General features: G+C 61.8%; 20 protein-coding genes. 8 read left to right on the top strand and 12 right to left on the bottom strand.

The window, feature by feature from the left end:
* Nucleotides 1-64: 64 nt before the first annotated feature.
* Nucleotides 65-1,912, top strand: a complete 1,848-nt coding sequence (locus tag PDMSB3_RS22060) for a diguanylate cyclase (RefSeq protein ID WP_165187694.1) — start codon at nt 65-67, stop codon at nt 1,910-1,912.
* A gap of 204 nt (nt 1,913-2,116) precedes the next feature.
* Here the strand turns inward: PDMSB3_RS22060 and ilvD are convergent, their stop codons facing one another.
* The gene (gene ilvD, locus PDMSB3_RS22055) at nt 2,117-3,979 is read right to left on the bottom strand and encodes a dihydroxy-acid dehydratase (protein ID WP_165187692.1); all 1,863 of its coding nucleotides are present in this window, start codon (nt 3,977-3,979) and stop codon (nt 2,117-2,119) included.
* A 266-nt stretch (nt 3,980-4,245) separates the two neighbouring features.
* Between ilvD and PDMSB3_RS22050 the strand changes: the two genes are divergently transcribed.
* The gene (locus PDMSB3_RS22050; RefSeq protein ID WP_035516993.1) at nt 4,246-4,899 is read left to right on the top strand and encodes an ureidoglycolate lyase; all 654 of its coding nucleotides are present in this window, start codon (nt 4,246-4,248) and stop codon (nt 4,897-4,899) included.
* 104 nt (nt 4,900-5,003) lie between these two features.
* Here the strand turns inward: PDMSB3_RS22050 and PDMSB3_RS38310 are convergent, their stop codons facing one another.
* The 6 genes from PDMSB3_RS38310 to PDMSB3_RS22020 all read right to left on the bottom strand — a co-directional run bounded on the left by PDMSB3_RS38310 (nt 5,004) and on the right by PDMSB3_RS22020 (nt 10,520).
* A complete protein-coding gene (locus PDMSB3_RS38310; protein ID WP_327197034.1) occupies nt 5,004-6,626 on the bottom strand; it encodes a methyl-accepting chemotaxis protein in 1,623 nt (540 codons plus the stop codon).
* A 232-nt stretch (nt 6,627-6,858) separates the two neighbouring features.
* Nucleotides 6,859-7,119: a LysR substrate-binding domain-containing protein gene (locus PDMSB3_RS22040; protein ID WP_035516416.1), complete on the bottom strand. Its 261-nt coding sequence runs from the start codon at nt 7,117-7,119 to the stop codon at nt 6,859-6,861.
* 57 nt (nt 7,120-7,176) lie between these two features.
* A complete protein-coding gene (locus tag PDMSB3_RS22035; protein WP_007176069.1) occupies nt 7,177-8,484 on the bottom strand; it encodes a chloride channel protein in 1,308 nt (435 codons plus the stop codon).
* 90 nt (nt 8,485-8,574) lie between these two features.
* Nucleotides 8,575-8,994 (bottom strand): MarR family winged helix-turn-helix transcriptional regulator, encoded by a 420-nt coding sequence (locus PDMSB3_RS22030; protein ID WP_007176068.1) that lies wholly within the window; start codon nt 8,992-8,994, stop codon nt 8,575-8,577.
* Between the two features lie 148 nt (nt 8,995-9,142).
* Nucleotides 9,143-9,544: a hypothetical protein gene (locus tag PDMSB3_RS22025; RefSeq protein ID WP_007176067.1), complete on the bottom strand. Its 402-nt coding sequence runs from the start codon at nt 9,542-9,544 to the stop codon at nt 9,143-9,145.
* A 316-nt stretch (nt 9,545-9,860) separates the two neighbouring features.
* Nucleotides 9,861-10,520: an NADPH-dependent F420 reductase gene (locus tag PDMSB3_RS22020; protein WP_165187690.1), complete on the bottom strand. Its 660-nt coding sequence runs from the start codon at nt 10,518-10,520 to the stop codon at nt 9,861-9,863.
* Between the two features lie 129 nt (nt 10,521-10,649).
* On the opposite strand from PDMSB3_RS22020, the gene PDMSB3_RS22015 reads away from it, so the two are divergent.
* Entirely contained in the window at nt 10,650-11,537 is an 888-nt protein-coding gene (locus tag PDMSB3_RS22015; protein WP_007176065.1) for a LysR family transcriptional regulator, read from the top strand.
* A 63-nt stretch (nt 11,538-11,600) separates the two neighbouring features.
* Here PDMSB3_RS22015 and PDMSB3_RS22010 read toward each other — a convergent pair whose 3' ends face one another.
* Complete coding sequence (locus PDMSB3_RS22010) at nt 11,601-12,227, bottom strand: TetR/AcrR family transcriptional regulator (RefSeq protein ID WP_007176064.1); 627 nt, start codon at nt 12,225-12,227, stop codon at nt 11,601-11,603.
* Between the two features lie 238 nt (nt 12,228-12,465).
* Here PDMSB3_RS22010 and PDMSB3_RS22005 point away from each other — a divergent pair, with 238 nt between their 5' ends.
* The gene (locus PDMSB3_RS22005; protein ID WP_007176063.1) at nt 12,466-12,777 is read left to right on the top strand and encodes a hypothetical protein; all 312 of its coding nucleotides are present in this window, start codon (nt 12,466-12,468) and stop codon (nt 12,775-12,777) included.
* A 50-nt stretch (nt 12,778-12,827) separates the two neighbouring features.
* Here PDMSB3_RS22005 and PDMSB3_RS22000 read toward each other — a convergent pair whose 3' ends face one another.
* Entirely contained in the window at nt 12,828-13,712 is an 885-nt protein-coding gene (locus PDMSB3_RS22000) for a LysR family transcriptional regulator (protein WP_007176062.1), read from the bottom strand.
* A gap of 76 nt (nt 13,713-13,788) precedes the next feature.
* Here PDMSB3_RS22000 and PDMSB3_RS21995 point away from each other — a divergent pair, with 76 nt between their 5' ends.
* Complete coding sequence (locus tag PDMSB3_RS21995; protein ID WP_165187686.1) at nt 13,789-15,090, top strand: aspartate aminotransferase family protein; 1,302 nt, start codon at nt 13,789-13,791, stop codon at nt 15,088-15,090.
* 73 nt (nt 15,091-15,163) lie between these two features.
* On the opposite strand, the gene PDMSB3_RS21990 is transcribed toward PDMSB3_RS21995, so the two are convergent.
* The 3 genes from PDMSB3_RS21990 to PDMSB3_RS21980 form a co-directional block, all read right to left on the bottom strand.
* Entirely contained in the window at nt 15,164-16,369 is a 1,206-nt protein-coding gene (locus tag PDMSB3_RS21990; RefSeq protein WP_007176060.1) for an alpha/beta hydrolase family protein, read from the bottom strand.
* A 132-nt stretch (nt 16,370-16,501) separates the two neighbouring features.
* The gene (locus PDMSB3_RS21985; RefSeq protein ID WP_007176059.1) at nt 16,502-17,461 is read right to left on the bottom strand and encodes a quinone oxidoreductase family protein; all 960 of its coding nucleotides are present in this window, start codon (nt 17,459-17,461) and stop codon (nt 16,502-16,504) included.
* Entirely contained in the window at nt 17,458-17,742 is a 285-nt protein-coding gene (locus PDMSB3_RS21980) for a hypothetical protein (protein ID WP_007176058.1), read from the bottom strand. The genes PDMSB3_RS21985 and PDMSB3_RS21980 overlap by 4 nt, the downstream gene beginning before the upstream one ends.
* A 96-nt stretch (nt 17,743-17,838) precedes the next feature.
* Between PDMSB3_RS21980 and PDMSB3_RS21975 the strand changes: the two genes are divergently transcribed.
* The 3 genes from PDMSB3_RS21975 (at nt 17,839) to PDMSB3_RS21965 (ending at nt 24,209) form a co-directional block, all read left to right on the top strand.
* Nucleotides 17,839-18,654, top strand: coding sequence for an AraC family transcriptional regulator (locus PDMSB3_RS21975; RefSeq protein ID WP_165187684.1), 816 nt, complete (start codon nt 17,839-17,841; stop codon nt 18,652-18,654).
* A 364-nt stretch (nt 18,655-19,018) separates the two neighbouring features.
* A complete protein-coding gene (locus PDMSB3_RS21970) occupies nt 19,019-21,958 on the top strand; it encodes a GH92 family glycosyl hydrolase (RefSeq protein ID WP_007176056.1) in 2,940 nt (979 codons plus the stop codon).
* A gap of 526 nt (nt 21,959-22,484) precedes the next feature.
* Nucleotides 22,485-24,209 (top strand): methyl-accepting chemotaxis protein, encoded by a 1,725-nt coding sequence (locus PDMSB3_RS21965; RefSeq protein ID WP_035516411.1) that lies wholly within the window; start codon nt 22,485-22,487, stop codon nt 24,207-24,209.
* The last annotated feature ends 10 nt before the right edge of the window (nt 24,210-24,219 follow it).

Raw genomic sequence — 24,219 nt, 5'->3', positions numbered from 1 at the left:
GACGTTCGTCGCCGTTATACAATTGCCTGCCTCGATTCGCGACCTCCTACCGTAATGCGCCCCCATGCTGGCTAGCACCATTTCCGATGAAGACGCCGGTCCCTATTCCCCAACCGGGGCCAGCGGTCTCGCAATAACGCCGGCCGACATGGAATGCCGGGCGTTGACACGGATCGCGCGGTTTCATTTCGGCGTCGCAACCGCAATGGTCACGTTGCTCGACGCGCGCGGTCAGAGAATTCATGCCATCGACGGTTCGTTACCCCACATGCTGCCTCCGGACCTGTCCGGTCCGCCGTTCCAGGCAAGCGCAAAACCGGACCGGACGGTCGTGGTGCCGGATACATGGGACGACGAGCGTTTCGGCGGCAAGGCACGCGACCTTGCTGTGCGCTGGCCGCGCTTTTACGCAAGCTGTGGAGTAACAGGCGCCGACGGGCGCCATCTGGGTGCGCTGTGCCTGCTAGACGATTTACCTCACAGCCTCGATGACGCACAACGGGAATTCCTGCGCGAATTGGCCGGGATGGTCGCCCACGGACTCGAACGCGCGCACGCAATCGCAACGCTGCGTAACCGCGTCGAAGAACTGGAGACAGGCGGCGAGCTCATGACGTTGGCGCTTGCCGGCAGCGGGACCGGTATCTGGGATCGCAATGTCGTCACCGGCACAATCGACTACTCGCCGGCCTGGAAGGCCATGCTCGGCTATGAGGGGCACGAGCTGAGTAACCGGATGGAAGACGCTTATCTTCGTTTGCATCCGGATGACCGCGCATACGTCCATGCAACGATGCAGAGCCACTTCGAGAACAGGACCGACAGCTACGTAGTCGAGCATCGGATTCGTTGCAAGGACGGCAGCTACAAGTGGATCTGCAGCCGCGGCAAGGTGGTCGAGCGCGGCAGCAACGGTCACGCAATGCGCATGGTCGGCACGTCGACCGACATTACCGCGTTGCGGGAGATGGCCGCGCAGCTACAGCAGTCCATCGAGATGGTCACGAACCTGACCGACGAGGTTCCGGGCATGGTCTTCCAGTACAGGCGAATGCCCGACGGGCTCGCCTTCTTCCCTTACACGAGCGAAGGCATTCGCGATATTTACGAGCTGACGCCGCAGCAGGCTGCGACGGGCGCGGCGACGATCGACGCACTGATCGATGCACGCGATCTGGCCGCATACCGGGAATCGCTTGAAGAATCGGCGGCAAGTCTGTTGCCGTGGCACCTGGAATACCGGGTACGGCTGCCGCGGCAAGGCTTGCGCTGGCGGCAGGGCGATGCCCGGCCGCGGCGGCTGGACGACGGCAGCACGCTCTGGCACGGCTTCATCACCGATGTGACGGATCGCAAGCACATCGAGGCCGAGCTACAGGAGTTGGCAACCATCGATTTCCTGACCCAGTTGCCCAATCGCCGCCACTTCATGATGCAAAGCGAAGCGGAGTTGGCGCGCATCCGGCGTGCCGGCGGTCGCGTAGCCGCCGTGCTGATGTTCGATCTGGATCACTTCAAGGCGCTCAACGACCGCTGGGGACACGCAGCCGGCGACAGCGCGCTCAGCCACTTCGCCGCACTGTTACGAGCCGAAGTGCGTGCCGGCGACATCGTGGGCCGGCTCGGTGGTGAGGAATTCGCAATGGTGCTGCCCAATACCGATACCGACGCCGCCATCGCACTCGCTGGACGCGTTCAGCACCGCACCGCGCGAACCCCCTTGCAGCATGGCGATGAGCACCTCGCGCTAACCGTGAGCATCGGCATCGACATAATGCGGGTAACCGATATCGGCGCCTACCAGTCGCTGTCTCGAGGCGACAAGGCACTGTATCGAGCGAAAGAACGGGGACGCAACCGGATCGAGATTTATGGCGACCAGTGCGGCTCCATATCCATCAAACAGTCATAAATAAGCATTGCGGCCAACGGTCTGCCCATAAGCAGGAACGGACTGCTCAAAATCCGGCAGCCGAAAGGCAGTGCCGGATGCCATGCGCAGTAAAGCCCATGCCAGGCAACCGAACAACCGTCCACACAGAGCCGGAAAAACCCGGACGGCCCGCGCTCGTTGTGAAAACGAGTGCGCGGCCGTCCGCGACAGAACCGTTGCGCGTCACTTGCGCTTCAGTTGCGAGATGTCCCGTACCGCGCCGCGATCAGCGGACGTGGCCAGCGCCGCATAAGCCTTTAATGCCTGCGACACCACGCGTTCACGCGCCGCCGGCATCCACGCCTTGTCGCCGCGTGCCTCCATAGCGTCCCGGCGGCGCGCCAACTCCTCGTCCGACACCACCAGGTGCATCTTGCGCTTCGGAATGTCGATCTCGATCACATCGCCCTCTTCCACCAGGCCGATCGTGCCGCCTTCGGCCGCTTCCGGCGACGCGTGCCCGATCACCAGCCCGGACGAACCGCCGGAGAAACGGCCGTCGGTGAACAACGCACAGGTCTTGCCCAGGCCTTTCGATTTCAGATACGACGTGGGGTAAAGCATTTCCTGCATGCCGGGGCCGCCCTTGGGACCTTCGTAACGGATCACGACCACGTCGCCAGCCACAACCTTGTCGCCCAGAATGGCTTCGACAGCGTCGTCCTGGCTCTCGAACACGCGCGCACGCCCGGAGAAAACCCATTGCGATTCGTCGACACCGGCGGTCTTGACGATACAACCCTTGTCCGCCAGGTTGCCGTACAGCACGGCGAGGCCGCCGTCTTTCGAATACGCGTCCTGTTTGCTGCGGATACAGCCGGTCTTGCGGTCGGTATCCAGCGAGGCGAACGTGGCTTCCTGGCTGAACGCGACGGTGGTCGGAATGCCGCCCGGCGCCGCGCGGAAGAACTTCTGCGCTTCCTCGCCCGCGCCGCCGGCGATGTCCCATCTGGCGATCGCGTCGCCCAGTGTGCCGCTATGCACGTTGCCGCACGACAGATCGAGCAGGTCCGCGCGCGCCAGTTCGCCAAGAATGCCGAGGATGCCGCCGGCCCGATGGACGTCTTCGATATGGTATTTGTCGGTGGCGGGAGCGGCCTTGCACAGGCACGGCACTTTGCGCGAGATGCGATCGATGTCGGACATGGTGAAATCGACGCCGGCTTCCTGCGCTGCCGCCAGCAGATGGAGCACGGTATTGGTCGAACCGCCCATAGCCACGTCGAGCGCCATCGCGTTCTCGAACGCCTGTTTGCTGGCGATGCTGCGCGGCAGGACCGACGTGTCTTCTTCCTGATAGTAGCGGCGGCACAGGTCCACCACCAGGCGGCCGGCCTGCTCGAACAGACCTTTGCGCCATGCGTGCGTGGCGACGATCGTGCCGTTGCCCGGCAACGCCAGACCGATCGCTTCGGTCAGGCAGTTCATCGAGTTCGCGGTGAACATGCCCGAGCAGGAACCGCATGTCGGGCAGGCGCTGCGCTCGATTTCGGCGACTTCCGCGTCGCTGACCTTCGAGTCGGCCGCCTTGATCATCGCGTCGATCAGGTCGATCTTGGTGATCACCTGGCCGTCTTTCGGCGACGTAACCTTGCCCGCTTCCATCGGACCGCCGGAGACGAACACGACGGGAATGTTCAGGCGCATGGCGGCCATCAGCATGCCCGGCGTGATCTTGTCGCAATTGGAGATGCAGACCATCGCGTCGGCGCAGTGCGCGTTGACCATGTATTCCACGGAATCGGCAATCAGTTCGCGCGACGGCAGCGAATACAGCATGCCGCCGTGACCCATGGCGATACCGTCGTCCACGGCGATGGTGTTGAATTCCTTGGCGACGCCGCCGGCCGCTTCGATTTCCTTCGCGACCAGCGCGCCCAGGTCGCGCAGATGCACATGGCCCGGCACGAACTGCGTGAACGAGTTCACCACCGCAATAATCGGCTTGCCGAAATCGCCGTCCTTCATGCCGGTGGCGCGCCACAAGGCGCGCGCGCCGGCCATGTTGCGACCATGAGTCGAAGTTCGTGAACGATATTCAGGCATCTGTATCCTCAGGTATTGGGGGTCGTTTGAATGTGAATTGCACTCCAGCGCGGCCCCGCCGGTGCCCGTTACGGGCAGTGATGGCTCGCGCAAACGCGCGGTGGTGCGATGGGAATGGACGAATAGTGCGAGAGCGCGAGTAAGACGTCCAATATATTTTTCCGGTGCAATTAGGTCGAAAAATATATTAGTTCAAGCGGATCAGCTTGGGGAGGCGTGTATTCGAGCACCTGCGTGCCAGATTTCGACTCGTATAAACTATGCCGATGTCCCAAGAAATCGATTACCTCAACCCCGCCCTTCCTCCTGGCCTCCGACGCGTATCGATGCCCGTGGTCGACGCGACCCCCGCCACGCTCGATGGCTTTGGCAGGCTTGTGACAGACCCGAGCGAGTGCCCGATCGAGATCGTGCAGTGGCCCGCGGTGGGAACAAGGCCCATCGACTCTGGAACCGGTGACGAGGCCGGCACGACCGAAGGGACATTTGTGAGCGAGTGGCGCGGAGATATTCTCTACGGCCGAAACGAGGCCGTGGGCGGTCACTACATCCTTGCGTACGCAAGGGAGCCTGAAGCTGCCCGCGACGACCACGCCAATGCACCGGAACGCATGCTGCTCTGGCACGCGAACTACCACCCGGACGGCGGACAACTGTTTTTTCCTCTCGATCATCTTCCGTTCTACGTTCCACTCGCATTGCCGGGGGACGACATTACGCCGGAGAAGTTCGTGTGCTTTCGCTTCGACGGCCAGCAGGGTCTCTACATCCACCCAAACATCTGGCACGAAGGTGTGTTCACTCTTCGAGGGACGCAGCGGTTCTTTGACAAGCAGGGCGCAGTTCACGCGCGCGTTTCTGTCGACTTTGCCCGCGAGTTTGGCTGTCTTCTCGAAGCGCCGATCGCCAGCGGCGCCTGAGCGTCCGGTTGGGGCGGCGATCCTCGCGCGAGAGGATGTTACCCAAGTGGAGCAGTCATCGATTTAACAACGCATTGGGCCCGTGCGCCGGCTACATGCCGGACCTAGAGCTTGAAAACACTAACCGCTGTATGCAGTTTCTTCGCCTGATCGTCCAGCGACTGCGCGGCGGCTGCGGCCTGTTCCACCAGCGCCGCATTCTGCTGGGTGACTTCATCCATCTGCGTGACTGCTTGCCCGACCTGATCGATACCCTTGCTCTGCTCGTCCGAGGCCGCCGCGATCTCGCCCATGATGTCCGTCACCCGCTTGATGCTGATCACAATCTCGCCCATTGTGCTGCCCGCCTGATCGACCAGCTTTGTGCCCGTTTCGACCTTGTTCACGGAAGTTTCGATCAGCGTTTTGATATCCTTGGCCGCTGCGGCCGAGCGTTGCGCGAGCGTGCGCACCTCGGTGGCCACCACGGCGAAACCCCGGCCATGTTCGCCTGCGCGTGCGGCTTCCACGGCAGCATTGAGTGCGAGGATATTGGTCTGGAACGCGATCCCGTCGATCACGCCGATGATGTCGGCAATCTTCGCCGAGCCGGCGTTGATCTCTCCCATAGTCGCGACCACCTCGGCCACCACGTCGCCTCCCCTTACGGCAATTGTGGCGGATGACTGTGCCAGGCCATTGGCCTGCCGGGCATTCTCCGCGTTCTGCCGCACCGTGCCGGTCAACTGCTCCATGCTCGCCGCCGTCTCCTGAAGCGAAGCGGCCTGCTCTTCGGTGCGGCTCGACAGATCGACATTGCCTGCGGCAATCTGCTTCGAGGCCGTGCTCACCGATTCCACCGAGTCCCGTACAGCGGCCATCACCTCTGCGATCCGGGCCATCAGGTGATTAAAGGCGACCGCCGTCTGGCTGATTTCGTCCTTACCCTCAACCGATGCACGCTGCGTCAGGTCGAGTGATTCACTCGCCTGCTGCAACGTCCCCTGGATTCCGCCCAGCGCTCGCTGGATCGAACGGGACAACAGGAAAATCCATCCGACCACAATCGCCATTGCAACCACCAATACCGTGATCACCGTCCCGACCGCATTCGTGCTGGTGCGATCGGCGAGTTCCGCAGCCTGCTGGCCCCGCTTGCCTGCTTCGGTGATCGTTGCCTCGATCGATGCAGCAAGCGGCTGAAAGTCGGAATGATAGAGCGAGGCGACCTGATCGTTGGCCGCTTTGGGATCGCGGGCGGCCAGTTCGATTAACTGACGCGACTTCTGATCATAAGCGTTCCATTGCGCGCGCAGTATCTTGAGCCTTGCTTGCTGATCGGGAGATTTGAACAGCGGGTCAATGATCTCAGCCCATTTGCCGATGTTCCGTTCCGCGTCGGCAAAGATCTTTTTAGTATCCTCTGAAGCCGGATCGAGCTCGACTGTAGAGAGCGCGCTTGCCTTGATTTCCGTCAGGCCGCGTACCTGCGTCTCCCGGCGATGCGAGGCCGCCTGCGCATCGTTCACGGCGTTGAATCCGATTGCCGTCACAGCGATACCGCCCCCAATGGCGATCAGCACGACGAGCATCAGAATCCGGAGTTTTGTTTTGATTGTCATGGTAAGTCGTAGCGAAACTTCAATGATGGCAGCCAGTGGAATCTGCTCAGTACATGATCCGTTGACGGCACATGCATGTTCCTGCTGGTCGGTCCGAGCGGACGAGGTCTCCTTGCTAACGGCCAAAGGCCCGTTTAATTAATGCCCAATTAGCAAAAGACGTTTCTTGAGATGACGGGTTATGGCTTGCGTAGCGTTGCGCTAAGCGCTGTCGTTAGCCAATGCGAGATCGTGTTTCAGGAAAGCGCCGCCGTGTGGCCAACAGCGGATTGCCAATCGACTTCTATACCGTCGGCGCAACACCCAACACGTGTTCGACGAAAGCGACGAAGGCACGCGCTTTCGTCGTCGCTGCCTGTTACAGCCACGGCGACTTCGGCGCGTCGTCGCGGCTGAACGACCAGGACTCGCTTCCGCCTCGCAGCCAGTACACGATCGCCTGATGGCGGCTCAGGTCGGCCGGTGTTGTCGGAATACCCGCTTCGGCGAAATACCGCGGCGCGCCGACAACCAGCCGACGTCCCCTCACAATGCGTTTCGCGGCCATGGTCGAATCGTCAAGCGTGCCCATGCGAAGCGCAACGTCCACGCCCTGTTCGAGCACCGCCATACGGTCCATGTGTTCTTCTCCTGCGAGCCGTGAAAGAAGCCAGGATATCAGACCCGGCTTCGACGCTCAGCCGGCAACGTACCGCTTCGACAGTGCTTCATAGAGCGGCGGAGCGAACAGCCTCGACACCTGGCTGGCGATCAACGCTGTCGCCATCAGCGAAAGCACCAGCGCGTGCCCGTTGATCATCTCGATCACAATGACAAATGCCGTGATAGGACTCTGCGTAACCGCAGCGAGATAACCCACCATGCCGAGCGCGATCAGCATGGGTAACTGCATCTGCCCGAACACGAGATGCAGCGCGTTGCCGATGCCCGCGCCGATGGCCAGCGAAGGTGCGAACAGTCCCCCGGGCGCGCCGGGCAAATACGAGCCGATCATCGACGCCATCTTCAGAATCGGGTAACTCGCGCCCAGCCTCGAACTTCCCTCGAGCATGCCGCGTGCTTCCGCATAACCGCTGCCGAACGTATGACCGCCGGCGGCAACGCCGATCACCGCGATAACCAGCCCGCATGCGGCACCGAAGGCCACCGGATGTCCTTTCCGCCACACTACGAGGCGTGCCGGCATCCAGCGGTCCGTGTTCAACAGCAGCCAGCAGAACGCGCCGCCCGCAACACCTGTGACCGCGCCCAGCATGACCGCGGCAATGGCGAGCATATCCGGAAAGTGCCCGTCGATATCGATCGTGCCAAAGTATGTGTAATTGCCCTGCAAGCCGAGCGAGACGATGCCCGCAAAGATGATCGCAGTGATCAGGACGCCGCTGGTTCTCTGTTCGAAGCTGCGCGTCAGTTCCTCGATCGCAAAGACGACCCCTGCGAGAGGCGCGTTGAATGCCGCGGACAGTCCGGCAGCGGCGCCCGCCAGGGCCAGATTGCGCTCGAGCGCCGCGCCCCGAATACTGCGCAAACGCGCCGGATAGAATCGCCGCAAGCTGAACATGAGCGCGGCACCCACATGGATGGTCGGCCCTTCGCGGCCAATGGTGAAGCCGCCCAGAATCGACAGGAACGACACGGCGATCTTGCCGATCAGAATGCGCATGTTGAGCAGACGGGGGCCCAGCTCGCGCCCTTCATGCAGGGTCGCAATAACCTGCGGAATCCCGCTGCCTTCAGCGCCCGCGAACCAGCTCCGCGTGATCCACACGCCGAGCGCTGCGACCGCCGGTGTAAGGAACAACGGCAACCACCAGAACGAAGTCGTATAGCGCAAAAAGGTGGCGTAGCCGAAATCCACCAGCTTCGCGTACATGACGGCGACAAGCCCCGTTGCGATCGCGCCGAGCCAGAAGATGCCGTAGTGCAACCAGAGGCGTCTGATGCGCAGGATCGTGCGTCGGTCAACAAGAGCATGGAGGTGCATCGGGATGTCGTCGCGTGGAGGCAAATAAGGCACATTGTGACATATATGTGCTGCCCACCGGTTCGACACGCATGCGCGCGACGTAAAGGGCTATTTCGCCGTATCGCCGAACACCCAGCCGAACGAGCCGTAGTGCGCCTTGTGCTCTGCCGCGAGTTTAAGCAGACAACGCTCCCCCTTTGGCGTCAGGTGCACCTGCACCTGACGCCGATCGCTCGCGTCGGCCTTTCGCGTCACCAGACCGGCCGATTCGCAGCGCGACACGAGCGCAGCCGTGCCGTTCGGTGCGGCCTGCAGACGTTCCGCCAATTCACCGACGGTGGCCCACCGCCGCCCCGCGAACCCGCGCACATGCAACAGCAACTGATACTGGAGCGTGGTGATTCCTGCCGCGTTGGCGATCTCTTCCGACACGCGCAAGAACTTGCGCAGTTCGTAGCGGAATACCGACATGGCTTCCAGTTCCTGTTTTCCGGGGAGGTCATTTCCGGATTGCGTGCCTGAACTCATTAAAACTCCAGATCGGTTGTGGAGGCGGCTGCGGCGTGTCGTTGCCGGTAGAGCCGCAGTCATGAGCGCGGATCATACACACGACTTCGCCGACGGTTGCCGAGTGCCGATACCCGATACGCGTAGTGACCGCAAGTGATGGACGCCGCTACCCGAAAACCCGCGCCCATGCCGCGCGAAGTCGACGCGCGCGGTCCTCGAAGAGATATGACGCGGCCAACGTCAGAAGACCGGAAATCGCACCTGTCACGATGTGCTCCACATAGGGGATCCGGTAGTGGCTCTCATGCGAGTAAAAATCGCCTATCGTTGTCAGCAAGCCGACAATTAGCGCATTGCCATATCGACGCCTGTAGAACCCGGCCGCGGGCGTGAAAGTCAGAAGTACAGCCAGAAGGCCGGTCAGCAGACCGGTCTGTAATGCAATTGTCCAGTGCGAGAGACTCATGATATTGGCCCAGCTGCCCGGCATACAGGTCATGCACGCGCTGGTCGGCTGCCAGAAGCGCTGGACAAACAGTTTCATGCGCTGCTTCCATTCGCTTGACATTCAATGCCCTCGTCACCGTCAATACCACCGGGTGTTTCATCCATGTGTCCGGATGACTTTCAGCGCTTCGGCCGGCCCGCGCCGCGCCGGCCAGCCGCGTCGCCATCACCAGGATTCAGACCGGAAAGATTGGCGAGCCGGCGCGAAATGCAGGAATGAATTAAAACATTCGGCTTTCATGAAGTTCGCGAGGCAAAGAAAGTATAGACATCAGCGTGCATTCTGAAAGATACCGACCGTGGACCGTGGAAGGCACCGACCGAAGTTTTCCCGGCGATGCTCCCGCGTTGCCGCCTGCCAACAAGCAACGGCAGGCTCAACGCCGCCACGAACCGTGGGGCAACTCCACATCCCGCTTCGCTTCGGCCAGCTTCTCCAGAACACCGGCACGGTTCAGCCGAACGCAATAGACAGGCTTCGCCCGTTCGAAGCGCCAACTCCCGGACAGCGAGCCGGCATCGACAGCATCGAAGCCGAACTGATCGAGAATGCCGGCTACCACCTGCTTTGCCGCCAGGTCGTCCCCCGCCATTGGCAACGCACGTCTGTGCGGCGTTCCAGCCGGCGTGCCATCGGTTTCGAAATCTTTTGCGAGAATCGCATTGAACGCCTTCACCAGCCGCGCTCCGTGCAAATGGCCCGCCATCAGTTCGCTCGTGGTCATAGCGTACTGGTCCAGCACGTCGATATGGCCATCGCGGTCGGGATAGTAGTTGCAGGTGTCGATCACTATCTTCCCTTCCAGTTCCGCTGCCGGCAATGCGGGATAGCTGCGAAGCGGCACCGCCACCACCACCACGTCGCCGAATGCCGCAGCCTCCCGCGCCGTTCCGACGCGACAACCGATCGCCGCCGCCGTGCTCATCAGCGTTTCCGGCCCTCGCGAATTGCTGATCATGACTTCGTACCCGCTCTGTTTTGCCAGCGTCGCCATCGCCCTGCCAATAAATCCCGCACCGAGAATACCCATCTTCATTTTCGATCTCCTATCGAATTCGCCGAGCGGCGCCGTTGACCGCGCGGACAGCGCAATAACTATGATTGAAAACCCGAACGAGATAAACGATGATTCCGGTTCGCCTGTAGAAACTATGAGTGGGGAATCATGGACCGTCTGACCAGCATGGCTATCTTCGTGAAAGCCGCCGAAAGCGGCTCGTTCGCGGCGGCGGCTCTCGCCTTCGGCATCTCGTCGCAAATGGCTGGACGACATGTGATTGCGCTCGAAGAGCGGGTCGGCGCGCCGCTGCTCGCCCGCACAACCCGCCGTCAAAGCCTGACCGAAATCGGCCAGATCTTCTATGAACGCTGCAAGGCCCTGCTCGCGGACGCCGAGGCGGCGGAATCGGTAGCGATGGATTTCTCGGCGTCGCCGCGCGGGCGGCTACGTGTAACTGCCCCGGTCACATTTGGATCCTGTTGCCTTGCGCCGTTGATCACGCGCTATCTTCGCTCGAATCCTGAGGTCCAGGTTGATCTCACGTTGACGGACCGGTTTGTGGATCTCGTCGATGAAGGTTATGAAGTGGCGATCCGGCTCGGCCCTCTGTCGGATTCTTCGATGATCGCAAAACCGCTAATGCCGTATCGACTGCTCGCCTGTGCTTCGCCGGCCTATCTGAAGGAACGTGGCGAACCCAGAACGCCGGAGGCGCTCGCGAGGCATGAATGCCTGGGGTTTTCTTTCACGTCGCTTCCGCCGTACAACGAGTGGGTGTTCGGCAGCGCGCGCGGCAAACATGCTGTGACGGTCACCGGGCGCTTTCACGCGAACGATACGAAGGCCCTGATTTCCGCGGCGATCGACGGCTTCGGCATTGCTCTCGCACCGGAAATCGCAGTCAAGGACGACATTGCCGCGGGCCGGCTCGTGCGCCTTCTGCGCAAGTACGAGGCGCCTGAACGGCCAATGCACGCGCTGTTTACCGCCAGGCGGCCCACGCCGAAATTGCGCGCCTTCATTGACCAGGTGGTCGCGGAATTCGGGCCGTGAGATAGCGGGAATTCCGGCCGACAACGACTGCATCTCGCGCAAAGCTGCACGCCGTTGATCGATTTACTTCTCTCGCCCCGATACCGACGCAAGATACATACGAACGAGTTCGCGGACCTCGGCAAGGAGCATGGCTCGTGCTGCGGGCTCTTCGCTGGCGGTACTGACCACACCCTTGAGCATGTGGATCAGTACGACCGCCATGACCTTCGCCTTCGCCTGCTTCAGGCCGGGAACCGCTTTGCGCAAGATGTCCGCTACTCCGCCGCGCATGGTTTCGCGAAACCGCGCACGTTCGTCGGCATTGCCGCCGCGCGCGTCCACGAGGGCGGCCGCAAAGCTTCGCTGCGACTGAAGTACGAGCATGAAGTCGACAAACGAGTCCGCCACGCTTTCGAGCGTCATGTCGGGCACCTGTTGCGCCATCTCGGCAAGTGCATTTTTGACATGCAGCGCGTAGCGGAGCAACAGCGCGTCGGCGAGCGCTTCCTTCGACGGAAAGAATCGATAGAGCGAGCCGATTGCGGTGCCGGAGCGGGCCGCGATCTCGGTCATCGTGGCTGCGTCATAACCCTTTTCCGTGAACACGGCGACCCCGGCCGCCATGATCGCCGCGACGCGCTGGCGCCCCTTCTCTCCTTTCGGTTCGGTAGCGCGCGCAGCGTCTGGGGCAGGCTTGGGCGATGTCATTCAGATTGACCAATATTTGAGGATTTGAGAGTAATTCCTCGCATATTATCACGTCATGATAGACGGGCTCTATTTCAATTTCTCTGCCTTCTCTTATGGATAATTTTAGTTTCGTTGACACACTCCAATGTGATCTCTATTCTATTTGAGAGGATATCCTCTCAAATATTGCAGACACGACGATCCGATCACAGTCCGTCAACCACTTTCATTTTTCAACCAACATCGAGGTAATCAAATGCAGCAGGTCTGGCTGTTTCTCGCCGGGGCGCTTCTGTGCAACAGCGTTCCACACCTCGCTTCCGGATTGCAGGGGCTTCCCTTCCCCACGCCCTTTGCCCGGCCGAGAGGTGTCGGAAATTCTCCGCCGTTGGTCAATGTGCTTTGGGGATTTGCCAACCTCGTCATCGGGCTTCTGATCGTGGCGCGCCATGCGAACACGTTGGAGATTGGCCTGAATGCGGCAGCCGGACTCGCAGGCGCCCTTGCCATCGGGATCTTCCTCGCGCTCCATTTCGGTAAAGTGCAACGAGACAGGCTGCTGGACTGAGCGCGACAATCGGCAAATAGCTCCTTCCGCCCTCTATCGGATCCGATCGATCACAGCAACGGCAGCGTCAGTCTGATGTGTTCCGCGAATGCCGTGATCAGATGGGCGGGACGCTTGCGCTCGAACTTCAGCGTAATGCCAATGGTGGGCAACGGCGGAAGCGCCGGATCGCCATTGAGTATGTGAAGATCCGCGGCAACGGCAGTCTGCGTGATGACGGCAAACGCCTGCCCCGAGCGGACCAGCGCCGTCAGACCGGCCAGACTGCTGCTCGCATAGGCAATGCGGTAGGCCCTCCCCGCGCGTCGCAGCGCTTCGCACGCCGCCACATGGTCGAGCGTGTCGGGATCGGAAACCGCCAGCGGCAACGGGTCGAAGTGGGCGGAATCCATTCCCGGACAGCCGACCCAGACCAGCGGTTCGCGACGGATGATGTCGTCATCCGTCGCGTTCTCCGGCAGAGAAATCATCGCAAGATCCAGCGCATGCATCTCCAGTTGTTCAAGCAGGCGCGGAGTGGGGGCGCAAACGACCTCCACCAGCGCATGAGGGTGTTGGCTCGAGAACTGCCGCAGCAGATGCGGGAGGAAAACGGCGGCGTAGTCGTCCGGGCAGCCGAACCGGATCGTCCCCGAAAGCCCTTTGCCGGACAGATCGGCCATTGCCTCGTCGTGCAGTCGCAGAATACGCTGGGCGTGAATCAACAGGCGTTCGCCGGGGTTCGTCAGCACCACGCCGCGACCCGTGCGCTGGAACAGCGGCTGCTCGACGATTTCTTCGAGGCGCTTCATCTGCTGACTCAGCGCGGACTGGGTCCGGCCGATCCGGCTGGCCGCGCGGCTGAGTGCCCGGACTTCGGCAACCACGATAAACGAACGCAGCAAATCGATTTCGAGTGAAAGACTCAAGATATTAGGCCCACTTCTATCTGCCATAAGAACTATTAGGTTCTATGAAACCAGAGAGCCCTCTAGACTGCAAGTATTCCCGCCACAGTCAAGGAGAAGCACGGTGTCCCTGAACAATGACGCAGCGTTCTGGCGCAACGCCAGGCAGCACCTTATCCGCTACGGCGGTACTTTCGAGCCGATGATCATCGAGCGCGCACAGGGCAGCTTCGTCTATGACGCGGACGGTCGCGCGATCCTGGACTTCACCTCGGGGCAGATGAGCGCGGTGCTTGGGCACAGCCATCCGGACATCGTGTCGGTCATCAACGAATACGCCGGCAAGCTCGACCACCTGTTCAGCGGCATGCTTTCGCGGCCCGTGGTCGATCTCGCGACCCGCCTGGCTGAGATCACGCCTGACGGACTCGACCGGGCACTGTTGCTCAGTACGGGAGCGGAGTCGAACGAGGCCGCCATCCGCATGGCGAAACTGGTCACCGGTAAATATGAAATCGTCGGTTTCGCGCAGTCGTGGCACGGCATGACAGGCGGGGCGGCATCCGCAACCTACAGCGCCGGTCGCAAGGGCGTCGGTCCGGCTGCCGTCGGCTCGTTTGCGATCCCCGCTCCGTTCCCGTACCGGCCGCGTTTCGAGCGCAACGGTCAATACGATTACCTGGCGGAACTGGACTACGCATTCGACCTCATCGATCGTCAGTCGAGCGGCAACCTCGCGGCCTTCATTGCAGAGCCGATTCTCAGTTCCGGCGGAATCATCGAGTTGCCGGAAGGCTACATGGCTGCGCTGAAGCGCAAATGCGAGGAGCGCGGCATGCTGCTGATCCTCGACGAAGCGCAAACCGGCATCGGTCGCACCGGCACGATGTTCGCCTGTCAGCGCGACGGCGTCACACCCGATATTCTCACCCTGTCGAAAACGCTCGGCGCCGGCCTGCCGCTCGCGGCCGTCGTGACCTCCGCACAGATAGAAGAGCGGGCTCATGAATTGGGTTACCTGTTCTATACGACCCATGTGTCCGATCCGCTTCCCGCAGCCGTCGGTCTGCGGGTGCTGGATGTGGTCGAGCGTGAAGGGCTGGTTGCGCGTGCGAACCTGATGGGCGAACGACTCAGGCGCGGCCTGCTGGACCTGATGGAACGCTTCGAGTGCATCGGCGACATTCGCGGACGAGGGCTGCTACTCGGCATGGAGATCGTCAAGGACCGCCGCACGAAGGAACCGGCGGATGGACTTGGCGCAAAGATTACCCGCGAGTGCATGAACCTCGGGCTCAGCATGAATATCGTGCAGTTGCCCGGTATGGGCGGCGTCTTCCGGATCGCCCCTCCGTTGACCGTCCACGAAGATGAAATCGACCTCGGGCTGGCGCTGCTCGGGCAGGCAATCGAGCGCTCGCTGTGATCGCTTTGCTATTTGATTGATGGTTCTGTCCGGCAGCAACAGCCGACGCTGCCGGACAAAACCATCGAACACGCTATAACACCTCGTCTAGCCAGTCGAGCACCTTCCGGTTAAGAAGAGAGCGATTGGTCATTTCGCAATGATCCCCTGCGCCTTGGGCCTTGTTGAAACGAAGCAGTTTTTTGGGGCAGCGCAACGCGTCGAAGAATGCCTGCGTTCCGCTCGCGAGCGGATCATCTTCGGCCAGCGTAAAAAGCGTCGGGCATTGAATGTTTTCGATGCGTCCAGACATCGTGAATTGCTCTACGGATGCAAGATACTCACGCAGATTGCTCGCTCCATTCACCCAATATCCACGCTTCAAAAAGCTCCAGGTCAGCTTCCGGTCGTGGGCGATTATTTCTTCCATGCGCTCGATCAATGCGTCTGGAAGCAAGCTAAGCTGAGCCGCCTGTTCGGGCGTCGCCCCCAGTTTGATGGCGTATGCGCGAAAGCCATCGGCAATGCAAGACTGCGCGGGATCGGCCACGCACGCGGCGAGACGGGGCTCACCAGATGCGGCGCGCGGTGAAAGATAACCGCCAAGGCTCCAGCCGCTCGATACGATACGGCTCGAGTCGACGTTAGGCAGCGTTAGCGCGAAATCCACAACAGCCCTGATCACGGTCTCCCAATCCGGACGCATGTGGATGCCCTGGTCGATAAGTGTGGTTCCCTGTCCCGGGCCGTCGAAAATCAGGCAGTGGTATCCGCGCCGTGAAGCCGCAACCGCCGATGCGAAGAACGGGTCCGTAATGGTTCCGTCGTAGCCGTTGGTCAGGATAAGCAGGGGACGGCGTTCGTTTGGCCGGCCCTGCGCAGTGATGACATACGCGAGCATCGACGACGCTTCGAACGGAATGCGAACCGGCTCGACCGGATCATCGCCGAGCGCCAGTGCCCGATTGAATGCGTCGATCTGCCACCGCGAAGATTCGAAGATCCGCGGATCCACGGGATAGCCAAAATGAGGATGGAAGGCCTTCGCATAGAAACACGCCGCGCGCAGGTAATACTCGCGGGCGCTGATCCGGTGTCCATGCGCCTCGGCGACGCGCCCTTCGTCCATCATCCTGTCCGCCGCCTCTGTCCACGCGTCGTAAAAGGCATTGTCGTCGCCGTCGCCTATCGCCCGCGCCACACTCCGGACTTCGCCGAAATCGGCGCCGCCGTAGGGTATATACGCTATCGGCCACATTCCGAGTTGCTCATGCAGGGCATCGCTGAAGATTTGGGTCACGACTAGCACTCCTTCGCAGAAGGGCCGGCGCAGTGCCTCGCAGTGTCCGCTTGCACGCACCGGGGTTCAAATCACTTGAACGGCGTCGAATCGCATTATTTTTTGCGGTAATTCTCGCACTTTCCTGTCCCGTCACGGATGCATGGTAAACACGGTGCGTGAACGATTTCCGTCATTCTCCCAATGCACGGCAAGCTCGGACAATGGCACTGCCCGCGTTGCAATCTCGAACCGCGATGGAACTGCGGCGCGCAGAACTTCGCCCGCCGCGTGCAGAAGCCGCTCGAATGGGATGCTACCGATACCGCTGCCAAGCAAAGCGATCGCGGAGGCGCGCAGCACGGCGCCAGGCAGGGCGAGCGTCTCTCCGCCAATCGAGCCGATCTGCACGAAACGCATGGGATAACCGTCGGGAAGCAATCGGGCCGCGCCTGTCAGCAGCGTTTGCGCGCTCGGGCCCCACAGGTAGTCGAGCACGACGTCGACGCCTTCACGAAAATGCGGCTCAAGTGCGCGATGCAATGACGGTTCGTCCTGATCGAGCGGGATCACGCAGTCGGCGCCTACAGATTTCAACCCGGCGAGCGTTTGCGGATGACGCCCCGTTGCGATCACCTTGCCGGCGCCCAGATGCTTCGCGATCTGCACCGCGAGGCGTCCCGATGCTCCCGTCGCGCCGTTGACCAGCACCGTCTCGCCTGCAACGAACTTCGCGCGTTCGGTGAGCGCCGCCCACGACGACATGCCCGGAATTGCGATAGCTGCGGCGGTGACAGAATCAAGCGTGTCGGGAATCGCGAAACACTGCACTTCAGGCACGAGGGTTCGCTGCGCGAGACCGCCCGACGGCTCTCTGGGTCCGAAGAAGTAGACGCGCGTACCGTCTTCGCGGCGGCCTACGCCGTCGACACCTGCAACGAAAGGAAACCGTCCCGACGACGAATAATGCGAGCCGGACGCCCTGGCGCGCGTCACATGGCTCAATGCCGAAGCTTCGACGTCGATCAGGACGTAACCCGCCGTGGCCACCGGCGCATCGAACTCGGCATAGACCGGCACGCGGCCCGCTTGTGTAACGACTGCCGCTTTCATGAGCACACCTCGTCAGACTGCAAGCCGGCCAGTTGCGTATCGATCCACGCTCGCAATTCGGGATCGCGAATTTCGAGCACACCGAAAAGCCCTGACGCGCGCAACGCCGGCAGCGCATCGACAATATCGGCGGCGGCCTGCGCGCGTGCCGGCTCGCTTGCATGCGCGTCGCTCCAGACAAGCGCGTTGGCTAGAAACGCCGCGATGGTGCCCTTGCGGATCGTCGCGCCGTGAACGTCGATATGATCGACATGGTCGGGAAGAAGCTGATCGGCTCGCATCGGACTGAACTCCTCAAAAGTGATAGTAGGTCCAGTCTATGTCTGCGGTATCGGCCTGTCTGCGGTATAAAGGCCATTCGATACGGTTTTCCAGCCATGAATACTCCGCTTATTCGCCCAGAGCTCGTCACGTCGCCCGAGGGGCCTTTTCTAGCCGCGGCAGAACTCACGCAACGCGAATCCCGCGCGACCGCGTCGCATAGTCACGCGCGTGGGCAGTTGATGGGCGCGTTGAGCGGGCTTGTCTCGGTCGGCGTGAACCGGCAGCAATGGGTCGTACCCGCGATTCACGCAATCTGGATTCCGCCGCACTGCGAGCATTCGGTCCGCTCGCACGGTCCGTTCTCGGGGTGGAGCGTGTTCATCGCCGAGCAAAGGTGCGCCGAACTGCCGGGCGAGCCTCGCGCGATCCGCACGACATCGCTGTTGCGCGCGGCGGTTCGCCGCGCGGCGAGCTGGGACGGCACGCGGCTCGATGCGCAGCGAAGCCGCATCGCGGAAGTCATCCTCGACGAGCTGGCGGCATCGCAGGCGGAATCATTGGGTTTGCCCGCACCTGAAGATGCGCGGCTCCTGCGCATTACGGACGCATTGGCCCGTGATCTGTCAGACTGCCGTCGTCTCGAACAATGGGCCGAGTGGGCCGGCCTTTCGCCGCGCACGCTGAGCCGGAAGTTCTCCGCGGAAACGGGGATGAGTTTCGCCCAGTGGCGCGCGCAGGCGCGACTGCTTCGCGCGCTGGAACTGGTTGCCGATGGCGTTAGCGTGACGACCATCGCGTTGGAACTGGGCTATGACAACGTCAGTGCGTTTATCGACATGTTCAGGCGGGCGACGGGAACCACGCCGGGGCGTTATGGCTTTGCGGAACCGGGATTGATGGGTGATGGCAATGATCGGCGCGAAAAGTAACGCCGGTGCGGCTGCTTGTGTCGACGCGCTGAACGCACGTGCCTAGGCTCATTCGGGGGCGGGTGTTGCCTGGCCGGCAATGACCCTGCGGCAGCCGTGTCTTTTCCGTTAAAGCTTTCAAAATTCCAAGTCATATCGCTTAAACGAAACCTAAACAAAATCGTTATATTTCAGGCGAATAATCGGGCCTTTGTTTCACACCAATAAGTTTTCAATTTAATGCAACTGCCCGAAAAGTTACTCCCTTGACCCGCGCAATGAACGGCTATGTCCGGCTCATTGGCGCAACTTGAAAACAGCAGCAGAATAAAAAAAATTCGGCGCCGCCAAACAGGCCGGATATCGTTTAATTACCGGGTAAATCATGTTAAAAAAAATACGGAATGGAGCCGTAGGGATAGCCATATCCTTAATATTTGCGGCATGCGGAGGCTCGAACAGCGCGCCGTCGCCTTCTTCGTCGTCGGGTGGATCGCAACCATCTTCGCCTTCGGGCGGCGGCACGTCCACCTCGGGCGGCGGCTCGTCGACCCCACCGGTTGAGGCGTCGCTGACACAGTACGTCAACCCGTTGATCGGCACGGCGCCGGGCACCTCGCCGACGCCGACGGCACATGGCGCGGGCGGCAACACGCTGCCGGCGGCCGGGTTGCCGTCGGGCATGGTGCAGTGGGGCCCCGATACCAACACGACGCCGGCGTCGAGCAGCACCGCCGAACCCGGCTCGCCGCCGGGCTACTACTACGACCTCAACTCGATCGCGGGTTTCAGCCTGACCCACATGAGCGGCACGGGCGGCCAGGGCAACAACGGCGAAATCCCGTTCGTCGCGACCACCACGCTCGCCAACCTGACGCCGACGTTCTCGCACGCGAACGAGATGGCGAAGCCGGGTTATTACGCCGTGGCGCTCGACAACTCGGTGAAAGTCGAGCTGACCGCAACGCTGCGTACGGGCTTTGGGCGCTTTACGTTCCCGGCGAACGGTCCTGAGTTCATCCGGATCGACACCACGCACACCAACACGCTGACGGCAACGACGGGCGCCGTTACGCAGGTGTCGAGCACCGCGTTATCAGGCTATACGGTGGGCGGTAACTTCGAAGGCGCGGCGAGCCGCGTGCCGGTCTATTTCTACGCCGAGTTCAACCAGCCGATCTTGTCCACATCGACGGTCAGCAGCGGCGTCGCGACCCTGTCCTTCGCGCCGGGCGCGCCGGTGCTCGTCAAGGTCGGCGTCTCGTACGTCAGCATGGCGAACGCGAAGCTCAATCTCGACACCGAAAACGCCGGCTGGGACTTCGACGCGGTCAAGAACGCCGCCGACACGGCCTGGAACCAGCGCCTGCACTCGATCGTCGTCACGCCGGGCTCGACCACGTCGATGACGAACTTCTACACCGCGCTCTACCACGCGCTGTGGGCGCCGAGCATTTTCAGCGACGTGAACGGCCAGTATCTGGGCTTCGACGGCACGCCCCATACGGTGGTCAGCGGCCAGAACGCGCAGTACTCCGGCTTCTCGAACTGGGACGTCTATCGTTCGCAGATGCCGCTGCGCGCGATGCTGTATCCGACCGAGACCGGCGACATGGTGCAGTCGCTGCTGAACGATGCGGATCAGTGCGGCGCCATTCCGCGCTGGGTCAACGACAATTACGACTCCGGCACGATGGTCGGCGACGGCGGCACGAACATCGTCGCGACCGCGTATGCATTCGGGTCGCACAACTTCGACACGACAGGTGCGCTGAACCACATCATGGCGCAGTTGAACACGAACAACCTGGCGGTCTGCAAGAACGCGTCCGGCACGACGATCGGCGTGAACGGCGGCCGCTCGACGTATCTGAAGTTCGGCTACATCACGTCGGGAGAAACCGCGATTGCGTCGTCGAGCCTCGAATACAACCAGACCGACTTCGCCGCATCGCAGTTCGCGGCCGCGCTCGGCAACGCGTGGATGGCGAAGCAGGCGCTGGGCCGCTCGGCCGGCTGGCAGTATTCGATCAACACGGCGTCCACGCCGCCGCTGCTCGAAGCACGCTCGACGAACGGCGCATACGCGAACGAAACCCAGACCAGTACCGACAACTACGATCAGGGTAGCGCGGAGCAGTACACATGGATGGTGCCCTGGAACCTGACCGGCCTCGTGAATCTGCTCGGTGGCAACAGCACGGTACAGACACGACTCGACTCGCTGCGCACCGCGCTCAATGCCGGCAATGGCGCGGCGAACCTGTACATCGGCAACGAGCCTTCGTTCGCGATTCCGTGGGTGTACAACTGGGCCGGCGCGCCGTCGAAGACGGCCGATCTGATCAAGGACATCGTCACGACGCAGTTTGCGGCGACGCCGGGCGGCCTGCCGGGCAACGACGACATGGGTGCGATGTCGAGCTGGTACATATGGGCGATGATCGGCATGTATCCGGAGGTTCCGGGCGTGGCGGGTTTCGCGCTGCATAGCCCGCAGGTCTCAGCGGCGACGATCACGCTCGAGAACGGCAAGACGATCACGATCAGCGCAGCCGGCGCGCCGAACTCGAACTACGTGCAGTCGCTGCAGGTGAACGGCAAGGCGGTCAATACGCCGTGGCTGTCGTTCTCCGACGTGGCGAACGGCGGGTCGCTGGTCTATGGGATGGGCGCCTCGGCTTCCTCCTGGGGCACGGACGCGTCGGATCTGCCGCCGTCATTCGGTCTGCCCGAGTACGCGAGCATCGCCGACGCGTATAACAACCAGGGCTTCAGTCTGAACGGCAGCATTGCGAATACCGGCCTCGGCGCGGCATTCGACGGAAGCCTGAACAGTTATTCATCGACGGCGCTGGCAGGCGTGATCGGAGCGTCGGGCACCGTGACGACACTCGGCGCGACGTTCTCGCTACCGGTCAATCTCACGAAGAACCAGCAGGCGCTCGACAACGTGGTCGTGGCCGGTCAGACGATCGACATGCCAGCGGGTTCGACGGGTTCGAGCCTCGTGTTTCTCGGCGCGTCGGGCAACGGGCCGAGCACGGGCACGGTGGTGGTCAACTACACCGATGGCAGTAGCACGTCCGCCTCGCTGACGCTGGACGACGGCACGTTGAACGGCGGCGGCGGCACGTTGACGAACACGGTCGTGGCGATGATGCCCTATCGCAACACCCCGACGGGCAGCCAGGACAACACGAAGAGCTACCTGTTCTCGCAGGCGGTCGCGATCAATCCAGGCAAGACCGTGAAGAGCGTGACGCTGCCCGTTAACGTCAGCGCCGGGAAGATGCATATCTTCGGCATCGCGGTGGCTGCGTAACGGGCGGCGGCGTATCCGGTGTGACGACCGCGTAGTGCGCATCGTCGCAACCGGATGCCCGCCGCTCGCTTTGATGAAGCCCTTCTGAAACTGCGAGGCCATTTCCGATGGCCTCGCAGCGTCGTATCTTCGTGCGAACCCGTTAGCAATCGCGAATTACATCGACATCTTTCCCCGGATGTCGCTCGGAGCGACCGCGTCGGCAACGAATCGCCAGCTACCCAGCTCACCGCCCTGAATGTAAAGAAACACCAGCCGCCGATCGTCTCCTGTGCTCCTCGCCGCCGGGCTCCAGTCCCGACCTCTGGCGCCGTTCTCCCGTCGTATCCGCGCCTCCTCCTATCACACACGGTTGGCCAGTATTTTGCGATTTCCGTAAGGCACCGTCCCGAACTCCAGTACTAATGCCGGCCGATCTTGAGCCGTTATGCATAAGTGTTCTGCCGCACACTCAGGCCAGTGGGCTTCGTGGCGTCTCCTGGCCAAGGGAGTTTGCCACTCGTTCGATTCCTCCATTCATTCCGTCATGAAACTCTTCGCGCGCTTCAGCCTGACTCACCGACTCTATGCCGTCTCGGCCGCACTGATCGTTGCTCTGACAGCAGTCGCTGTCATCTCCTGGATCCAGCTGACCGACGCGCAGCGGATCGCAGCCAACGCGGGCAATGTGCGAATGCAGCAGTTGGAGCGCATTGCAAGCACCGAACTCGGCGTGACACAGGTACTACTGGATTTGCGCCATGCGATGCTGGTGTCGTCAGCCGACGACGTACAGGCCGCCGCGCGGAATATCGACGCGGAACGTCAACAGATTCGTCGCAACGACGATGCGTTTTTCAGCAACATTACTGACGAAGCAGGAAGAGACGCCTTCCGCAATGTCTGGCTCAAAATGCAGGCCGACGCCTGGCCGGTGGCGGAAGCCAATCTTCGGCTGGTTCAGGACGGCCACCGTGACGAAGCGTTCCAGATGTTGACGGCACAAACCATCCCCACCTTCGCGCGCATTCAAAAATGGCTGGGCGAGGAGCGGGCCAGACAAGGCGAACAACTCGGCGGCCAGGTCTCGGACATTGAAAGAGCCTTGCAGTGGACGCGATTGCTGCTGGTGAGCCTCGTGACTGCTATCGCGGTCGGTCTCATTGCGCTCTCGTGGTACATAGGAAGCTGCCTTCGTAGCCGCGTCGCCGAAGCGCAGAGAGTGGCTGAACGGGTTCGGGACGGCAATTTTACGGTTACGGTCGTCGATTCCCACGCTGACGAGATATCGCCGTTGCTGAGTACGCTGGGTGCCATGCAGAATTCGCTGACCGAGGTGGTACGCAGTGTCCGCAGCAATGCGGAAAGCGTGGCGACGGCTAGCGCTGAAATCGCGTCCGGCAACGCGGACTTGTCCGCGCGCACCGAAGAGCAGGCAGCTTCACTGGAGGAAACGGCCTCGAGCATGGAGGAACTGGCCGGCACGGTCCGTCATAACGCGGACAACGCAAGGCAGGCGATGACGTTGGCCAATACCGCATCGGACATTGCACGGCGCGGCGGCGACGTGGTCGGACGGGTGGTCGAAACCATGCATGGCATCTCCGACAGTTCGGCCAAGGTGGCCGAGATCATCACCGTGATCGAGGGCATCGCGTTCCAGACCAACATCCTTGCGCTCAATGCCGCGGTCGAAGCTGCCCGCGCCGGTGAACAGGGGCGAGGGTTCGCGGTCGTGGCCGGCGAGGTGCGCACGCTCGCCCAGCGCAGTGCAAGCGCGGCCAAGGAAATCAAGGATCTGATCGACGACTCGGCGAGCCGGGTGGATACCGGCTCGAAGCTCGTCGAGGAAGCGGGCAGCACGATCAACGATGTGGTCCAGTCGGTCAAGCGCGTGACGGACATCATGGGCGAGATGGCCGCGGCGTCGGCGCAGCAGAGCACGGGTGTCGAACAGGTCAGTCAGGCGGTCAGCCAGATGGACCAGGTGACCCAGCAGAACGCCGCGCTGGTCGAGGAAGCGTCGGCCGCTACGCAGTCGATGGCGCAGCAGGCCCAGGCGTTGCGTGACGCGGTGGCCGTCTTCAAGCTCGACGACCGCGGCGTATCCGCGTCGCGCCCGGCTGTTTCGCGAGCGGTAACGCGTCGTCCGGCACCTGCCGCTCGCACGCCTTCGCGTGCAACGCCGGCCAAGACGGCACCGGTTGTGACGGCGGACAAGAACGCCGTGATCGCGACCGACACCAGTTCCGTGGATTGGCAGGCGTTCTGAGGAGTCTGAA

The sequence above is a fragment of the Paraburkholderia dioscoreae genome (assembly GCF_902459535.1).
Lineage (GTDB): Bacteria > Pseudomonadota > Gammaproteobacteria > Burkholderiales > Burkholderiaceae > Paraburkholderia > Paraburkholderia dioscoreae.
The sequence above is the reverse complement of the archived record's forward strand: the minus strand, read 5'-3'. Positions and strand labels throughout refer to the sequence as shown.